Annotated in this window: 21 protein-coding genes; 4 read left to right on the top strand and 17 right to left on the bottom strand. The window is 30.5% G+C overall.

Annotated elements, in window-relative coordinates:
- Position 1 precedes the first annotated feature (1 nt).
- The 17 genes from rplR to GM111_RS02745 form a co-directional block, all read right to left on the bottom strand.
- A complete protein-coding gene (gene rplR, locus GM111_RS02825; protein WP_156299371.1) occupies positions 2-364 on the bottom strand; it encodes a 50S ribosomal protein L18 in 363 nt (120 codons plus the stop codon).
- Positions 365-376: 12 nt separating this feature from the next.
- A complete protein-coding gene (gene rplF, locus GM111_RS02820) occupies positions 377-910 on the bottom strand; it encodes a 50S ribosomal protein L6 (RefSeq protein ID WP_156299370.1) in 534 nt (177 codons plus the stop codon).
- A 47-nt stretch (positions 911-957) separates the two neighbouring features.
- On the bottom strand, positions 958-1,353 hold the full coding sequence (gene rpsH, locus GM111_RS02815; protein WP_012859270.1) for a 30S ribosomal protein S8: 396 nt from the start codon (positions 1,351-1,353) through the stop codon (positions 958-960).
- A 20-nt stretch (positions 1,354-1,373) separates the two neighbouring features.
- Complete coding sequence (gene rpsN / locus GM111_RS02810) at positions 1,374-1,661, bottom strand: 30S ribosomal protein S14 (RefSeq protein WP_156299369.1); 288 nt, start codon at positions 1,659-1,661, stop codon at positions 1,374-1,376.
- 21 nt (positions 1,662-1,682) lie between these two features.
- The gene (rplE, locus tag GM111_RS02805; protein ID WP_156299368.1) at positions 1,683-2,237 is read right to left on the bottom strand and encodes a 50S ribosomal protein L5; all 555 of its coding nucleotides are present in this window, start codon (positions 2,235-2,237) and stop codon (positions 1,683-1,685) included.
- An 18-nt stretch (positions 2,238-2,255) separates the two neighbouring features.
- A complete protein-coding gene (gene rplX, locus GM111_RS02800) occupies positions 2,256-2,639 on the bottom strand; it encodes a 50S ribosomal protein L24 (protein ID WP_156299367.1) in 384 nt (127 codons plus the stop codon).
- 16 nt (positions 2,640-2,655) lie between these two features.
- Positions 2,656-3,024, bottom strand: a complete 369-nt coding sequence (gene rplN / locus GM111_RS02795) for a 50S ribosomal protein L14 (protein ID WP_156299366.1) — start codon at positions 3,022-3,024, stop codon at positions 2,656-2,658.
- A gap of 41 nt (positions 3,025-3,065) precedes the next feature.
- The gene (rpsQ, locus tag GM111_RS02790) at positions 3,066-3,320 is read right to left on the bottom strand and encodes a 30S ribosomal protein S17 (protein WP_012859275.1); all 255 of its coding nucleotides are present in this window, start codon (positions 3,318-3,320) and stop codon (positions 3,066-3,068) included.
- A 12-nt stretch (positions 3,321-3,332) separates the two neighbouring features.
- Positions 3,333-3,524 carry a 50S ribosomal protein L29 gene (gene rpmC, locus GM111_RS02785; RefSeq protein WP_012859276.1) on the bottom strand — a complete coding sequence of 64 codons (192 nt, stop codon included), beginning with the start codon at positions 3,522-3,524 and terminating at the stop codon, positions 3,333-3,335.
- Positions 3,524-3,946: a 50S ribosomal protein L16 gene (rplP, locus tag GM111_RS02780; RefSeq protein WP_012859277.1), complete on the bottom strand. Its 423-nt coding sequence runs from the start codon at positions 3,944-3,946 to the stop codon at positions 3,524-3,526. Before rplP ends, rpmC begins: the two co-directional genes overlap by 1 nt.
- A complete protein-coding gene (gene rpsC / locus GM111_RS02775) occupies positions 3,946-4,605 on the bottom strand; it encodes a 30S ribosomal protein S3 (protein ID WP_156299365.1) in 660 nt (219 codons plus the stop codon). Before rpsC ends, rplP begins: the two co-directional genes overlap by 1 nt.
- A 22-nt stretch (positions 4,606-4,627) precedes the next feature.
- Positions 4,628-4,960, bottom strand: a complete 333-nt coding sequence (gene rplV / locus GM111_RS02770; RefSeq protein WP_156299364.1) for a 50S ribosomal protein L22 — start codon at positions 4,958-4,960, stop codon at positions 4,628-4,630.
- Positions 4,961-5,018: 58 nt separating this feature from the next.
- Positions 5,019-5,282 (bottom strand): 30S ribosomal protein S19, encoded by a 264-nt coding sequence (gene rpsS / locus GM111_RS02765; protein WP_012859280.1) that lies wholly within the window; start codon positions 5,280-5,282, stop codon positions 5,019-5,021.
- Positions 5,283-5,309: 27 nt separating this feature from the next.
- A complete protein-coding gene (rplB, locus tag GM111_RS02760) occupies positions 5,310-6,137 on the bottom strand; it encodes a 50S ribosomal protein L2 (RefSeq protein ID WP_156299363.1) in 828 nt (275 codons plus the stop codon).
- Positions 6,138-6,356: 219 nt separating this feature from the next.
- A complete protein-coding gene (locus GM111_RS02755; protein WP_156299362.1) occupies positions 6,357-6,848 on the bottom strand; it encodes an NUDIX hydrolase in 492 nt (163 codons plus the stop codon).
- 68 nt (positions 6,849-6,916) lie between these two features.
- Positions 6,917-7,969 carry a PTS transporter subunit IIC gene (locus GM111_RS02750; protein WP_156299361.1) on the bottom strand — a complete coding sequence of 351 codons (1,053 nt, stop codon included), beginning with the start codon at positions 7,967-7,969 and terminating at the stop codon, positions 6,917-6,919.
- Positions 7,970-7,976: 7 nt separating this feature from the next.
- Positions 7,977-8,912 carry a 2-dehydropantoate 2-reductase gene (locus GM111_RS02745; protein WP_156299360.1) on the bottom strand — a complete coding sequence of 312 codons (936 nt, stop codon included), beginning with the start codon at positions 8,910-8,912 and terminating at the stop codon, positions 7,977-7,979.
- A gap of 427 nt (positions 8,913-9,339) precedes the next feature.
- Between GM111_RS02745 and GM111_RS02740 the strand changes: the two genes are divergently transcribed.
- From GM111_RS02740 to GM111_RS02725, 4 genes are read left to right on the top strand one after another with little or no spacing between them, the layout of a single operon-like run.
- The gene (locus tag GM111_RS02740; protein ID WP_156299359.1) at positions 9,340-10,371 is read left to right on the top strand and encodes a methionine ABC transporter ATP-binding protein; all 1,032 of its coding nucleotides are present in this window, start codon (positions 9,340-9,342) and stop codon (positions 10,369-10,371) included.
- Complete coding sequence (locus GM111_RS02735; protein WP_156299358.1) at positions 10,364-11,032, top strand: methionine ABC transporter permease; 669 nt, start codon at positions 10,364-10,366, stop codon at positions 11,030-11,032. The genes GM111_RS02740 and GM111_RS02735 overlap by 8 nt, the downstream gene beginning before the upstream one ends.
- Before the next feature lie 18 nt (positions 11,033-11,050).
- Entirely contained in the window at positions 11,051-11,869 is an 819-nt protein-coding gene (locus GM111_RS02730) for a MetQ/NlpA family ABC transporter substrate-binding protein (RefSeq protein ID WP_156299357.1), read from the top strand.
- Positions 11,870-11,882: 13 nt separating this feature from the next.
- Positions 11,883-13,058, top strand: a complete 1,176-nt coding sequence (locus tag GM111_RS02725) for a M20 metallopeptidase family protein (RefSeq protein ID WP_156299356.1) — start codon at positions 11,883-11,885, stop codon at positions 13,056-13,058.
- The last annotated feature ends 12 nt before the right edge of the window (positions 13,059-13,070 follow it).

Below are 13,070 nucleotides of genomic sequence, written 5' to 3'. Positions count from 1 at the left end.
ATTAGAATTCTAATCCTGCTTCTCTTGCAGCGTCTGCTAAGGCTTTTACTCTTCCAGTATAAATGTATCCGCTTCTATCGAATACTACTTTAGTAATTCCAGCAGCTTTAGCTTTTTCAGCTATTCTTGTTCCTATTAATTTTGCAGCTTCTACATTTGAACCGTGTTCAACTTTGTTTCCTTTTTCAATAGTTGAAGCTGAAACTAATGTTTTACCTGTTGTATCATCTATTAATTGTGCGAAGATGTTAGATAAACTTCTATAAACAGTAAGTCTAGGTCTTTCAGGTGTTCCACTGATTTTAACTCTTATACTTTTATGTTTTCTAACTCTTGCTAAGTTTCTATCTACTCTTTTAATCATTTAGACTACCTCCTATCCTTTCTTACCTTCTTTTCTTCTTATCTTCTCATCTGCATATTTAACCCCTTTACCTTTATAAGGTTCTGGTGCTCTCTTAGCTCTGATATCTGAAGCAACTTGACCAACTAATTGTTTGTCAATTCCTTCTACAGTTAATTTAGTATTTCCTTCTACAGTGAATGTAATTCCTTCAATTGGAGCTATTTCTACTGGATGTGAATATCCAAGTGCCATAGTGATCCCTTTACCAGCTGCAGCTACTCTGTATCCAACCCCAACTAACTCTAATTTAATTTTGAAACCTTCACTTACTCCAACTACCATGTTATTAACATTAGCTCTTGTAGTTCCATGTAATGCTCTAATATTAGGTAAGTCATTTGGTCTTTCAAAAGTTATTTCATTATTTTCAATATTTACTTTAATTTCTGAAGAAAGTTCTCTAGTTAAAGTTCCTTTAGGTCCTTTTACTGTATAAACATTACCTTCATTTGTAATTTCTACACCGTTAGGTATAGTAATAGGTTTTTTACCTACTCTTGACATTATTCTCCTCCTTATATGCGTAAATTTCCAGAAGTGTCTAGGTTATATTACCAAATGTAACAAAGAACCTCTCCACCAACACTTTGCTTTCTGCATTCTTTATCAGTTAAAACACCTTTAGGTGTAGTAACGATAGCTATCCCTAAACCACCTAATACTTTTGGTAAGCTTTCTACTGAAGAGTATACTCTTCTTCCAGGTTTAGAAATTCTTTTTAATCCTTTTATAACTTGTTCACCGTCAACAGTTTTTAAAGTTACAACTATATCTTTTATACTTCCTTCTTCTTTGATTTCGTATTCTGATATATATCCTTCATTTCTTAATATATTTGCGATACTTTCTTTAATTTTAGAAAATGGTATTGCAACTTTATCATGTTTTGCAATATTAGCATTTCTAATTCTTGTTAACATATCTGCAATAGGATCTGTTAAATGCATGTTTGTCCTCCTCTCAAATATTACCAGCTTGATTTTTTGATTCCAGGTATCATACCTTCACCAGCTAATTGTCTAAACATTACTCTTGATATTCCGAATTCTCTCATAAATCCTCTTGGTCTACCATTTACTTGACATCTATTTCTAAGTCTTGTAGGTGATGCATTACGAGGTAATTTAGATAATTCGATAAGTGCTTCTCTATCTCCTTGTTTAGCTCTTGCTTTTAATTCAGCTCTTTTAGCTGCATATTTATCTATTGTTTTTTCAATTTTTAGATTTTTTTGAACCATTGCTTTTTTAGCCATAAATTCTTTTGCACCTCCTTATTATTTTGCAAATGGCATTCCAAATGCTCTTAATAATGCTCTTCCTTCTTCATCAGTTCTAGCAGTTGTTACGAATGTAATTCCCATCCCTAATACTTTATCAACTTTATCAATCTCGATTTCTGGGAAGATGATTTGTTCTTTTAATCCTAAAGTGTAGTTTCCTCTTCCATCGAATCCTTTAGATGAAACTCCTTCGAAGTCTCTTACTCTTGGTAAAGTAACACTTACTAATCTATCTAAGAATTCATACATTTTTTCTTTTCTTAAAGTTACTTTTGCACCTATTAATTGACCTTCTCTTAATTTGAATCCAGCTTCAGATCTTCTAGCTTTTCTTGCAACTGGTTTTTGTCCTGTAATTTGTGCTAATTCTTTAACTGCTGTATCTATTAATTTAGGGTTGTTTACTGCTTCTCCAAGCCCCATGTTTACTATTATTTTATCTAATTTAGGTACTTCCATAATGTTAGAAAGTCCTAATTCTTTCATTAATGCTGATACCATAGTTTCTTTGTATGCTTTTTGTAATCTAGGCATATATTTTGTAGACATTTAGGTATCCTCCTTCCCTTATATTTCTTGTCCTGATTTAACTGAAATTCTTACTTTTTTACCGTCTTTAATTTCATATCTTACTCTTGTTGCGCTTTTTACACTTTCGTCCCATAACATTACTTTAGATGAGAAAATTGGTACTTCTCTTTCTACAATCTCACCTTGTGTGTTCATAGCATTAGGTTTTAAATGTTTTTTCTTAACGTTTACACCTTCAACTACAACTTTTCCAAGTTTAGGGAATACTTTTAAAACTTTTCCTATTTTTCCTTTATCTCCCATTTGAGAAGATTTATTACTTCTTTTGTCATTATTACTTCTTCCACTAATTACTACAACTGTATCTCCAGTTTTAACGTGTAATTTTTTAGGAACTGATTTTATTTTAGATTTAATCACAAAAAATTCCTCCTTCCTAAAGTACTTCTGGTGCAAGTGACACTATTTTCATAAAGTTTTTCGCTCTTAATTCTCTTGCAACAGGTCCAAAAATTCTCGTCCCTTTCATTTCTAGTGACGCATTTAAGATAACACCTGCATTATCATCAAATTTTATATATGAACCATCCACTCTTTTAACTTCTTTTTTAGTTCTAACTATAACTGCTTTTACAACGTCTCCCTTTTTAACACTTCCATTAGGTATAGCTTCTTTTACAGATGCTACAACAACGTCTCCTATTCTACCGAATCTTCTTCTTGATCCACCTAATACTCTAATAACCATGATTTTTTTAGCTCCTGTGTTATCAGCAACATTAAGTATACTTTGTTGTTGAACCATTTAATAGTTCCTCCTCCCATTTAATAATAATATCTATTAAATTATTTTGCCTTTTCTAAGATTGTAACTACTCTCCAGTTTTTATCTTTACTTAAAGGTCTAGTTTCCATTATTCTTACTTTATCTCCTACACGACATTCGTTTAACTCATCATGAGCTTTATATCTTTTAGAAGTTTTTACTCTCTTTTTATATAATTTGTGCAGTTTCATCGTATTTTCTACAACTACTACTGTTTTATCCATTTTATCAGAAACTACGATTCCTTCTCTGACTTTTCTTTCGTTTCTTTCCACGTGAGAATCCTCCTATTTTCCAGTTTTTTCTGTTAAGATTGTTTTCATTCTAGCTATGTCTCTTTTTACTTTTCTAATTTGTGCTGTGTTTTGTAATTGTCCAAGAGTTTTTTGTAGCTTTAAATTAAACAATTCATGTTTTAATTCTTTTACTTGTGATTCTAACTGATTTAAATCTAAATCTCTAACTTCTTTAACTGTCATTACTTATCACCACCTACTTCTTTTCTTACGAATTTAACTTTGATAGGTAGTTTGTGTCCAGCTTTTCTTAATGCTTCTTTGGCTTTCTCTTCTGATACTCCACCAACTTCAAACATTACTTTACCAGTTTTAACAACTGCTACCCAACCTTCAGCGTTACCTTTACCTTTACCCATTCTTGTTCCTTCAGGTCTCTTTGTATAAGGTTTATCAGGGAAAATTCTTATCCAAATTTTTCCTTCTCTTTTAAATGTTCTATTTATTGTAATACGGCATGCTTCTATCTGTCTAGAAGTAATCCAACCAAATTCTTTAGCAGCTAATCCGAAATCACCGAATGCTACATAGTTTCCTTTAGTTGCTATACCTCCCATGCTTCCTCTAAATTGTTTTCTATATTTAGTTCTTTTAGGTATTAACACTATTCTGTTCCCCCTTCCTTCTTAGTAGGTAAAACTTCACCATTAAAGATCCATACTTTGATCCCTAATGCTCCATATGTTGTATGAGCTGTTGCTGTTGCATAATCAACATCTGCTCTTAATGTATGTAATGGTACTCTTCCTGATAAAGTCCATTCACTTCTTGCTATTTCTGCTCCGTTTAATCTTCCAGAAGTCATTACTTTAATTCCTAATACTCCAGCTTTTTCAGCTCTTTGAACAGCTTGTTGTACTGCTCTCTTATAAGCCACACGTTTTTCAATAGCTGTTGCAATACTTTCTGCTACTAATTGTGCATCTCTGTTAGGGTTTTTAATTTCTAAAGCTTTAACAAAAACTTTTTTTCCTGTCATTTTTTCTAATTTTGCTCTTAATGCTGTAATTTCAGCACCTTTTCTACCAATTAATACTGCTGCTTTTCCAGTAGAAACTATTACAGTTACTTCATTTTCAGAAACTCTTTCAATAGCTATTGAAGAAATTCCAGCTTGGTAGTAGTTTTTCTTAATGTATTCTCTTATTTTTAAATCTTCGTGAAAATTATTTAAATATTCTTTTCCTTTTTTGGCAAACCATTTTGAATCCCATGTCTTAACAATACCGATTCTTATGCCCCTAGGATCTACTTTTTGTCCCACAGACTTACCTCCTTATGTACTCTTATTTTACATCCACTTCAACAGTTATGTGTGCAAGTGGTTTTCTTATAATATCTGCTCTTCCCATTGCTCTTGGGTTCATTCTTTTTAATACAGGCCCTTTATCTATTAATACTTTTGAAACTATTAAGTTTTCAGGGTTTAATCCTAAGTTATGTTCTGCGTTTGCAATTGCAGATCTTAATGTTTTCTCTATTAATGGAGCTGCTTTTTTATTTGTGAATCTTAAAATGTTTAATGCAAGTAATGCATCTTTTCCTCTTACAATATCAGCTACTAATCTAGCTTTTTGAGGACTTAATCTTTGATAACGTAATTTAGCTACTGCTGGCATGCGTTTTCTCCTTTCATATAAAGTTGTAAGATTTTACTCTTTCTTATTTATCTAGATTTTATTTTTTCTTATCTTTACCGTGTCCATGGTAAGTTCTTGTTGGAGCAAATTCTCCTAATTTGTGTCCAACCATTTCCTCAGTTACATATACAGGTATATGTTTTTTACCGTTATAAACTGCAAATGTATATCCTATAAATTGTGGAAATATAGTTGATCTTCTTGACCATGTTTTAATAACCGCTTTGTTTGATCCTTGTGCTTCAATTTTTTTGAATAAATATTGATCAGCAAAAGGTCCTTTTTTTAATGAACGAGCCATTTTTCCTCCTTACTTTATAACACTAATCTATTTTTTTCTCTTTCTTACGATGAATTTATCAGAATTTTTCTTACCTCTAGTTTTCTTACCTAAAGCAGGTTTACCCCAAGGAGTAACTGGTGCTTTTCTTCCTATAGGTGATCTTCCTTCTCCTCCTCCGTGTGGGTGATCCACTGGGTTCATTACTGATCCTCTTACGTGAGGTTTTCTACCTAAGTGTCTGTTTCTTCCAGCTTTTCCTAAAGAAACTAATGAGTGTTCAGAGTTTCCAACAACTCCAACTGTTGCGAAACATTCTTTGTGAATTAATCTTAATTCTCCTGATGGTAATTCAACGTGGCAGTATGTTCCTTCTTTTGCTACAAGTCTTGCTGCAGTTCCTGCTGATCTTGCTAATTGTCCACCTTTACCTGGGATTAATTCAACATTGTGGATTAATGTCCCAACCGGTAAATCTTTTAATTTTAATGCATTTCCTGGTTTGATGTCTGCATTTTCTCCTGCAAGCACAGTGTCACCTTTTTTTAATCCGTTTGGAGCTAAAATGTATCTTTTTTCTCCATCAACATAATGTAATAAAGCAATATTTGCTGTTCTATTAGGATCATATTCTACACTTGCAACTTTTGCAGGTATTCCTAATTTGTTTCTTTTCCAATCGATTACTCTGTATAATCTTTTGTGTCCTTTGTGTCTGTTTCTTCCTGTTCTGTGTCCATAGTTGTCAATTCCATAAGCTGAGCTTAATGGTTCAACTAATGTTTTTTCAGGTCTAACTTTGTCTAATTCTGTGTTTACTAATATAGACATATGCCGAGTCCCACTAGTAATCGGTTTTAATTTTTTAATAGGCATATCTTCCCTCCAATTTCTAAATTTTTTATGTACACCTTTACCTCGTGTGCACCTCTTAAGTGCAAAGAAATAAGGCGCACTTCGACCTATAATTTCTAGCAATTCACCTTGCTAACTTAGTTAGTATATCACATTTAATCTAAAAAATCTAGCTTTTTTTGTATTTTTTTACATTTTTTGCTAGATTTTTTTTAAACTTATCTCAAAACTTTATTTTTACTACATTTTTTTATTAATAATATGTATTACTTCTTTACTATTTATTATTTCTGTAATTCTATTTTTAAGTACAGCAGGTCTAACATCAAAATTTTCTAAATTATTAATATCTAACCATCTCACTTCCTCAAGATCTCCATCCATGTTTATAGATTTAGCTTCCAGTTCTTCTTCCTCTACATTTAATATATAGTAAAATTCTAAAGCATGACATCTATCATCTTTTATTACTCCAATAGTTCCAATAAAGAAATTTTCTATTATCGCTGCTAGTCTTACTACTTTACATTTAACACCTAATTCTTCATATACTTCTCTAATTATTGCTTCTTCTGAACTTTCTCCTATCTTAACTCCTCCGCCTAAAGTATAAATATACTTTAAGCTTTCACTAGTTATAAATAGACATTTATCATCTTTAATAATTAATCCTGCAACCCTATATCTAAATCTATTTTTTCCTTCTACTACATCACAGTCTTTATTTATCATAATTATCACCCCTTAAATTATACCATATATTAACACAAAGAAAAAGGCAGCATAAGCTGCCATATTTATTAGTTTTCAAATTTATATATTTCTGGCGAATATACTTTTAATACTTTAGTATATACAATATGTGATATTAAAGCTACTCCAAATGGTACTACGAAATAGGCAATGATTACATATATTAAAGCTGTTGCTCCCGTAATTCCTGCTGCTGCATATTCACTCATAGCTTTAATAGGTCCTACTAGTCCTACAAATCCAAATCCTGAACTTATTTTATCTCCAGTAATTCCTAAAATTCTTACAGTTAAACCAGCTACAGCTGATGTAGTAAGTATAGGTAATAACATTATAGGATTTCTAACTAAGTTAGGCATCATCATTTTCATACCACCCATACCAACTGCTATTGTAACTCCAGCTTTATTTACTTTCCATGATCCAATAACTAATACTGCTGCAGTTGCTGCAACTCCAATATTAGCTGCTCCACTAGCAAGACCTGAAAGTCCTATAGCTATACCTATAGCAACTGTAGAAATAGGTGAAACTATTAATACTGCAAATGACATAGCAATTAAGATACACATTAATACTGGTTGTAATGTAGTGAATGAGTTAATTCCTGTTCCTATAGCTGTTGAAATTTTTTGTACATAAGGTAACATTAATAGTCCTAAGAACCCTACCCCAGCTCCAACTATAATTGGTTGTAATACTATAGTAAGTGATCCTAATTTTTCACCAAGTAACATAGTAACATAAGCCGCAATACCTGCAACTAACATAACGTTAATTAAATCTCCTAATCCTATTTTTAACATACCGTCAGGTAATCTAACTAAAGCTCCAGAAGCTATCCATGTAGCTGACATGATAATAGCTGATTTCATAGGATTAAATCCAAATTGTAACCCTACTAAGAATCCTATCATAGGTGCTACTAACCATTGAATATCTGCAACTACTTGAGCCATAGTTCCAAATACTGGATGGTATGCTGCAAGGTATTTAAATAATCCTCCAAGTACAGCATTTGGTATTAAACCAACAACTATACCTATAGCAGTTCCGTTTAATACTTTCATTATAAATTGTTTCATAGTCATATCTTTCATTTGTTTATTATCCTCCAATTAATACACTTTCTCTACCGTGAACTAAAATAGTTATTAAATCACAGAAACTAGTATCTATTCCATATTCTTTACCTTTTCTAGATACATATCCATTTAAATAATCTATTTCTGTTAATCTTCTTTTTTGAATTAAATCTTGATGCATAGAAGGATAATGTTTAACTCCTTGAAATTCTTCTGTTGTGAACCAACAAACTAGATTTGTTATTTCTTCAACATTTAAAGTTGTTCCTTCTTTTTTAGCAATAGCTGCAAATTCTTCAACTATTCTTCCTAAAAGTTCTCTTGATTTTTCAATTTTACCTAATTGTAACATGTTACAATCAAGTAGTGCACAACATGCATTCATAGTTCCATTAATACATGCTTTTCTCCAAATTGAGAACAAGATATCTTCAGAATATACTGTAGGTAATCCTGAATTGTTAATGCATTCTACAACTTTTAATGCATTTTCTCTTCCATTTTCAGAAATGTTTTGAATTTCTGTTTTACCATAGTTAGTTACTTCAAACATACCAGGACCTTTCATTCCAGCAGTTAAAACTGTAACTCCCATTAAGATTTGTTCAGGTTTAACAAATTCTTTTAATGTATCTATATGTCCTAAACCATTTAATAGACATAATACATTAGTTTTTTCTGATATTAAATGTTTAATATCATTTAACATTTCTTTTAATTGCATAGATTTAGTAAACACTATTATTAAATCTGCAGTTTCATTGTAGTTAGAAGGAATATACGCTTTAGCTTCTATATTTTCTTCAACTCCAATATTTGTAAATTTGATACCATTATTATTAATAGCATCAATATTTTCTTGCCATAAATCTAAGAACGTTACATCATGTCCAGATTTTTTTAACATAGAACCATATGTTGCTCCCATAGCTCCAGTTCCTGCAATAATTACTTTCATAAAATTCTTCTGTATGATAAAAATATCATACATCTCCTTTCAATAAGTTTACAAAGTTAATTATATCACAAAGCAAATGTATTTTGCAATAAAAAATTTACTATATTTTAACTTTAAATTATTTTTAACTCCTTTTATTTGAAAGCTAAAATTCTCTTTTATCTTTCATTTCACTTTTCGATACATTAGCAGAATATATAATAGAATCTATATTATATATTTGAAAAAATTTTTTTCCTATGCTAATATATGCATAAATAAAAAATTGGAGGAAATATATATGAAAAATTTAGTAGTAGTTAATGTTATGATGATGCACACATAAGCTTGGCCAAAAGGGCACAAGCTTTTTCGCGTGTGCCTAACACTACTGAATCTTTAACAGGCACACAGGTGCCTGTTTTTTTTTGCAAATGAAAGGAGTAATATGATTAAACTTAACAATATTAGTGTTGATTTTAACGGCTTTAAAGCTGTTAATAATGTAGATTTAGAAATAGATAAAGGAGATATTTATGGTATAGTTGGATTTAGTGGTGCAGGTAAGAGTACTCTAGTTAGAACCATTAACCTATTACAAAATGTTAGTAATGGTAATGTGGTTATTAATAATACCAACATCACTAATCTAAAAGAAAAGGAATTAAGAAAATATAGAGAGAAAATTGCTATGATATTTCAACATTTCAATCTTCTTAACTCCTTAAATGTCATAGATAATGTTACTTTCAGCTTAAGAAATAGTAATTTATCTAAGGCTGAGAAAAAGGAAAAAGCTAGAAAATTACTTAAACTAGTTGATCTAGAAGATAAGGAAAATAACTATCCATCTGAACTATCAGGTGGACAAAAACAAAGAGTTGCTATTGCAAGAGCATTGGCTAACGATCCTGAAATTCTTTTATGTGATGAAGCTACTTCAGCACTAGATCCTCAAACAACTCAACAAATACTTAAATTACTTAAAAGAGTTAATGAAGAAATCGGAATTACTATAGTAATAATTACTCACGAGATGGGAGTTATTAAAGAGATATGTAATAAAGTAGCAATAATGGAAAAAGGAGAAATAGTAGAAAGAGGTACAGTATTTGAAATATTCTCTAATCCACAAAAAGAAATTACACAAAAGTTTATTAATTCTATACATAATAACGAAGGATTAATAGATTCTCTACACAGATTAAATCTTGAAACAGGTGAAAATAAGAAATTATTTAAACTTACTTATGTTGGAGATATCTCTACTGAACCATTGATAAATAACATATATATCAAATATGGGATAATTTCAAATATACTATGGGGTAATATAGAATTCATATCTAAAAAACCTCTTGGTAATCTAATAATAGTTTTTGAAGGTGAGAATATATATGAAGCTGTAAATTACTTAGAAAGTGTTGGAGCTTTAATCACAGAAATTAAATTAGAGAAAGGAGTAATAAATTATGTTTAAGTATTTTGAAAATGCGTACAATATTCGTCATGATTTTTGGGTAGAAACTAAGTTAACTATATATATGACAGTTGTTGCTGCAATTATAGCAGGTGTTTTAGGAATAATACTTGGAGTTATACTTATACTATTTCAAGATGGTGGATTATTAGAAAACAAAAAAGTATATTCTGTTTTAGATAAAATAGTAAATATTTCTAGATCTATCCCATTTATCATACTAATAGCTCTACTTTCAAATGTAACTAGATTTATAGTTGGTACAACTATAGGTTCTACTGCTGCAATTGTACCTTTAGTATTTGCATGTATTCCATTTTATTCAAGACAAGTTGAAAATGCACTACTTGAAGTTGATAAAGGGATAATTGAAGCAGCCAAATCTATGGGATATTCTAAACTTCAAATAATATTACATGTATATTTAAAGGAAGGATTGCCAGGATTAATAAGGGTAAGTCAATTAACACTAATTAGTTTACTTTCACTTACTACAATGGCAGGTGCTGTTGGAGGTGGAGGACTAGGTAATCTTGCAATATCTCAAGGATATTATAGATATAGAAATGATATTACTATAGTTGCCACAGCTATAATATTATTATTAGTATTTTTCATACAATATGTAGGTAATAAAATAATTAAAAGAATAAGTCATTAAAATTTAGGAGGAAAAATTATGTTAAAAAATATATTAAAAGGATTAGTAGTATTTGTATTAGGATTTGTCTTATTATCTTGCGGTAATAAAAAAGAAGAAGTTAAAAGTGATGTAACTAAGGTTAAAATTGGTGTTGTAGGTTCTACATCAGAAACTTGGGATTATTTAAAAGAAGTATTAATTAAAGAAAATATTGAATTAGAAATAGTTAAATTTTCAGACTATAACCAACCAAATGATGCTCTATTAAATGGAGACATAGATTTAAATGCATTCCAACACAGAATATTTTTAGCAAACTATAATAAAGAAAAGAATGCTAATTTAACTCCAATAGGGGATACAGTTATAGCTCCTATAGGTCTATACTCTAACAAAATTAAGAACGTTGAAGAATTAGTAGATGGTGATACTATTATCATACCTAATGATGTAACTAACCAAGCTAGAGCGATTAACCTATTAGTTAGTGCTGGATTAATTACACTTAAGGCTGATGCTGAAGAATTCCCTACTCCTAAAGATGTAGAAGGAAATCCTAAGAATTTAAATATAGTTCCAGTTGATGCATCACAAACTGCAAGATCATTACAAGATGTTGCTGCAGCTGTAATTAATAATGGAGTTGCTGTGGATAGTGGATTAACTCCTACTGTAGATGCAATATTCTTAGAAAAAATAGATGAGAAATCTAAACCATATATAAATATTATTGTTGCTAGAGAAGAAGATAAAGATAATGAAGTATACAAAAAAATAGTTAAAGCTTTCCAAACAGATGAAGTAAAAGAAATTATAGATAGAATAAGCAAAGGTAGTTCAGTTACTGCCTGGTAAAAAGGTGATATAGATGAATATTAAAAATGAAGTAGAAAAATATAGAGAATTTACGATAAATAATAGAAGATTTTTACATCAACATCCTGAACCAAGTTTAAAAGAATATAACACAGCTAAATTTATTCAGGATATATTAAAAGAAAACAACATTGAATTTGTTAAAGTTGGTGAAACAGGAACACTGGCTATAATCAAAGGTGAAAAAGAAGAGAAAAATAAAACAATATTTCTAAGATCTGATATTGATGCCTTAGAAATAGAAGATAAAAAAGAATGTGAGTACACTTCAAAAATAAAAGGGTTATCTCACGCATGTGGACATGATGGACATGCTACATCTCTTCTTACTACTTGTTTAATACTAAATAAAAATAGAGATAAATTTTCTGGTACAATTAAATTTGCTTTTCAACAAGCAGAAGAAATTGGAAGAGGAGCAAAAATTTTTGTAAAAGAAGGACATCTTGATGATGTAGATCTATCATTTGGTATACACTTAGATTCCTCTATAGATGTAGGGAAGGTCGGATTAACAAAAGGTCCAGCTAATGCTTCTTGTGACATCTTTAAAATATTTGTTAAAGGTGAGAGTGCACATGTTTGTGCACCTCACAAAGGTAAAGATGCATTAGTTGCAGCAAGTAATATAGTAGTTGCATTACAAAATATTATTGCAAGACAACTAGATCCATTAAAAGAAGGAGTTGTAGGAATAGGTGTTTTAAATGCTGGAACTAGATACAATATCATTGCAAATGATGCATATATCGAAGGAACAGTAAGGGCATTTGATTATGAAACTAGAGAATATATTCTAGCTAAGGTTGAAGAAATTGCTAAATTAACAGCTAAAATACATAATTGTGAGGCAGCATTTGAAAACTATAACGCAGCTAATCCATTAATAAATAATGACGAAGCTATTGATATTTCAATAGAAGCTGTAAAAGATTTAATAGGAATAGATAATATTATTACTAATGTGCCAAAAACATTAGGGGCTGAAGATTTTGCAGATTATTTAGCTGTAACAAAAGGATGTTTTGCTAGAATAGGAAGTAGAAATGAAAGCAAACCATACACTACTAGAGCACATCATCATCAAGAATTTGATATAGATGAAGAAGCTCTATTAGTTGCAAGCTCAGTATATCTTAAGGTTGCCCTTTATTTTTTAAATAATTAATGACAATAATAT

Origin of the sequence: Streptobacillus canis, from assembly GCF_009733925.1 — a bacterium.
In the GTDB taxonomy this organism is placed as follows: domain Bacteria; phylum Fusobacteriota; class Fusobacteriia; order Fusobacteriales; family Leptotrichiaceae; genus Streptobacillus; species Streptobacillus canis.
Note: the sequence above shows the minus strand (reverse complement) of the source record. Positions and strands in the feature narration are given on the sequence as shown.

Excerpts from the sequence above, each read along its gene's own strand:
- GM111_RS02750 (WP_156299361.1), bottom strand. The coding sequence starts at position 7,969 with ATGAAAGATATGACTATGAAACAATTTATAATGAAAGTATTAAACGGA.
- rpsN (WP_156299369.1), bottom strand. The coding sequence starts at position 1,661 with ATGGCTAAAAAAGCAATGGTTCAAAAAAATCTAAAAATTGAAAAAACA.
- rplV (WP_156299364.1), bottom strand. The coding sequence starts at position 4,960 with ATGCCAGCAGTAGCTAAATTACGTTATCAAAGATTAAGTCCTCAAAAA.
- GM111_RS02755 (WP_156299362.1), bottom strand. The coding sequence starts at position 6,848 with ATGATAAATAAAGACTGTGATGTAGTAGAAGGAAAAAATAGATTTAGA.
- rpsH (WP_012859270.1), bottom strand. The coding sequence starts at position 1,353 with ATGCATTTAACAGATCCTATTGCAGATATGTTAACAAGAATTAGAAAT.
- rplE (WP_156299368.1), bottom strand. The coding sequence starts at position 2,237 with ATGTCTACAAAATATATGCCTAGATTACAAAAAGCATACAAAGAAACT.
- rpmC (WP_012859276.1), bottom strand. The coding sequence starts at position 3,524 with ATGACAGTTAAAGAAGTTAGAGATTTAGATTTAAATCAGTTAGAATCA.
- GM111_RS02740 (WP_156299359.1), top strand. The coding sequence starts at position 9,340 with ATGATTAAACTTAACAATATTAGTGTTGATTTTAACGGCTTTAAAGCT.
- rplN (WP_156299366.1), bottom strand. The coding sequence starts at position 3,024 with ATGGTTCAACAACAAAGTATACTTAATGTTGCTGATAACACAGGAGCT.
- rpsS (WP_012859280.1), bottom strand. The coding sequence starts at position 5,282 with ATGGCTCGTTCATTAAAAAAAGGACCTTTTGCTGATCAATATTTATTC.
- GM111_RS02725 (WP_156299356.1), top strand. The coding sequence starts at position 11,883 with ATGAATATTAAAAATGAAGTAGAAAAATATAGAGAATTTACGATAAAT.
- GM111_RS02735 (WP_156299358.1), top strand. The coding sequence starts at position 10,364 with ATGTTTAAGTATTTTGAAAATGCGTACAATATTCGTCATGATTTTTGG.
- rplR (WP_156299371.1), bottom strand. The coding sequence starts at position 364 with ATGATTAAAAGAGTAGATAGAAACTTAGCAAGAGTTAGAAAACATAAA.
- GM111_RS02745 (WP_156299360.1), bottom strand. The coding sequence starts at position 8,912 with ATGAAAGTAATTATTGCAGGAACTGGAGCTATGGGAGCAACATATGGT.
- rplB (WP_156299363.1), bottom strand. The coding sequence starts at position 6,137 with ATGCCTATTAAAAAATTAAAACCGATTACTAGTGGGACTCGGCATATG.
- GM111_RS02730 (WP_156299357.1), top strand. The coding sequence starts at position 11,051 with ATGTTAAAAAATATATTAAAAGGATTAGTAGTATTTGTATTAGGATTT.
- rplF (WP_156299370.1), bottom strand. The coding sequence starts at position 910 with ATGTCAAGAGTAGGTAAAAAACCTATTACTATACCTAACGGTGTAGAA.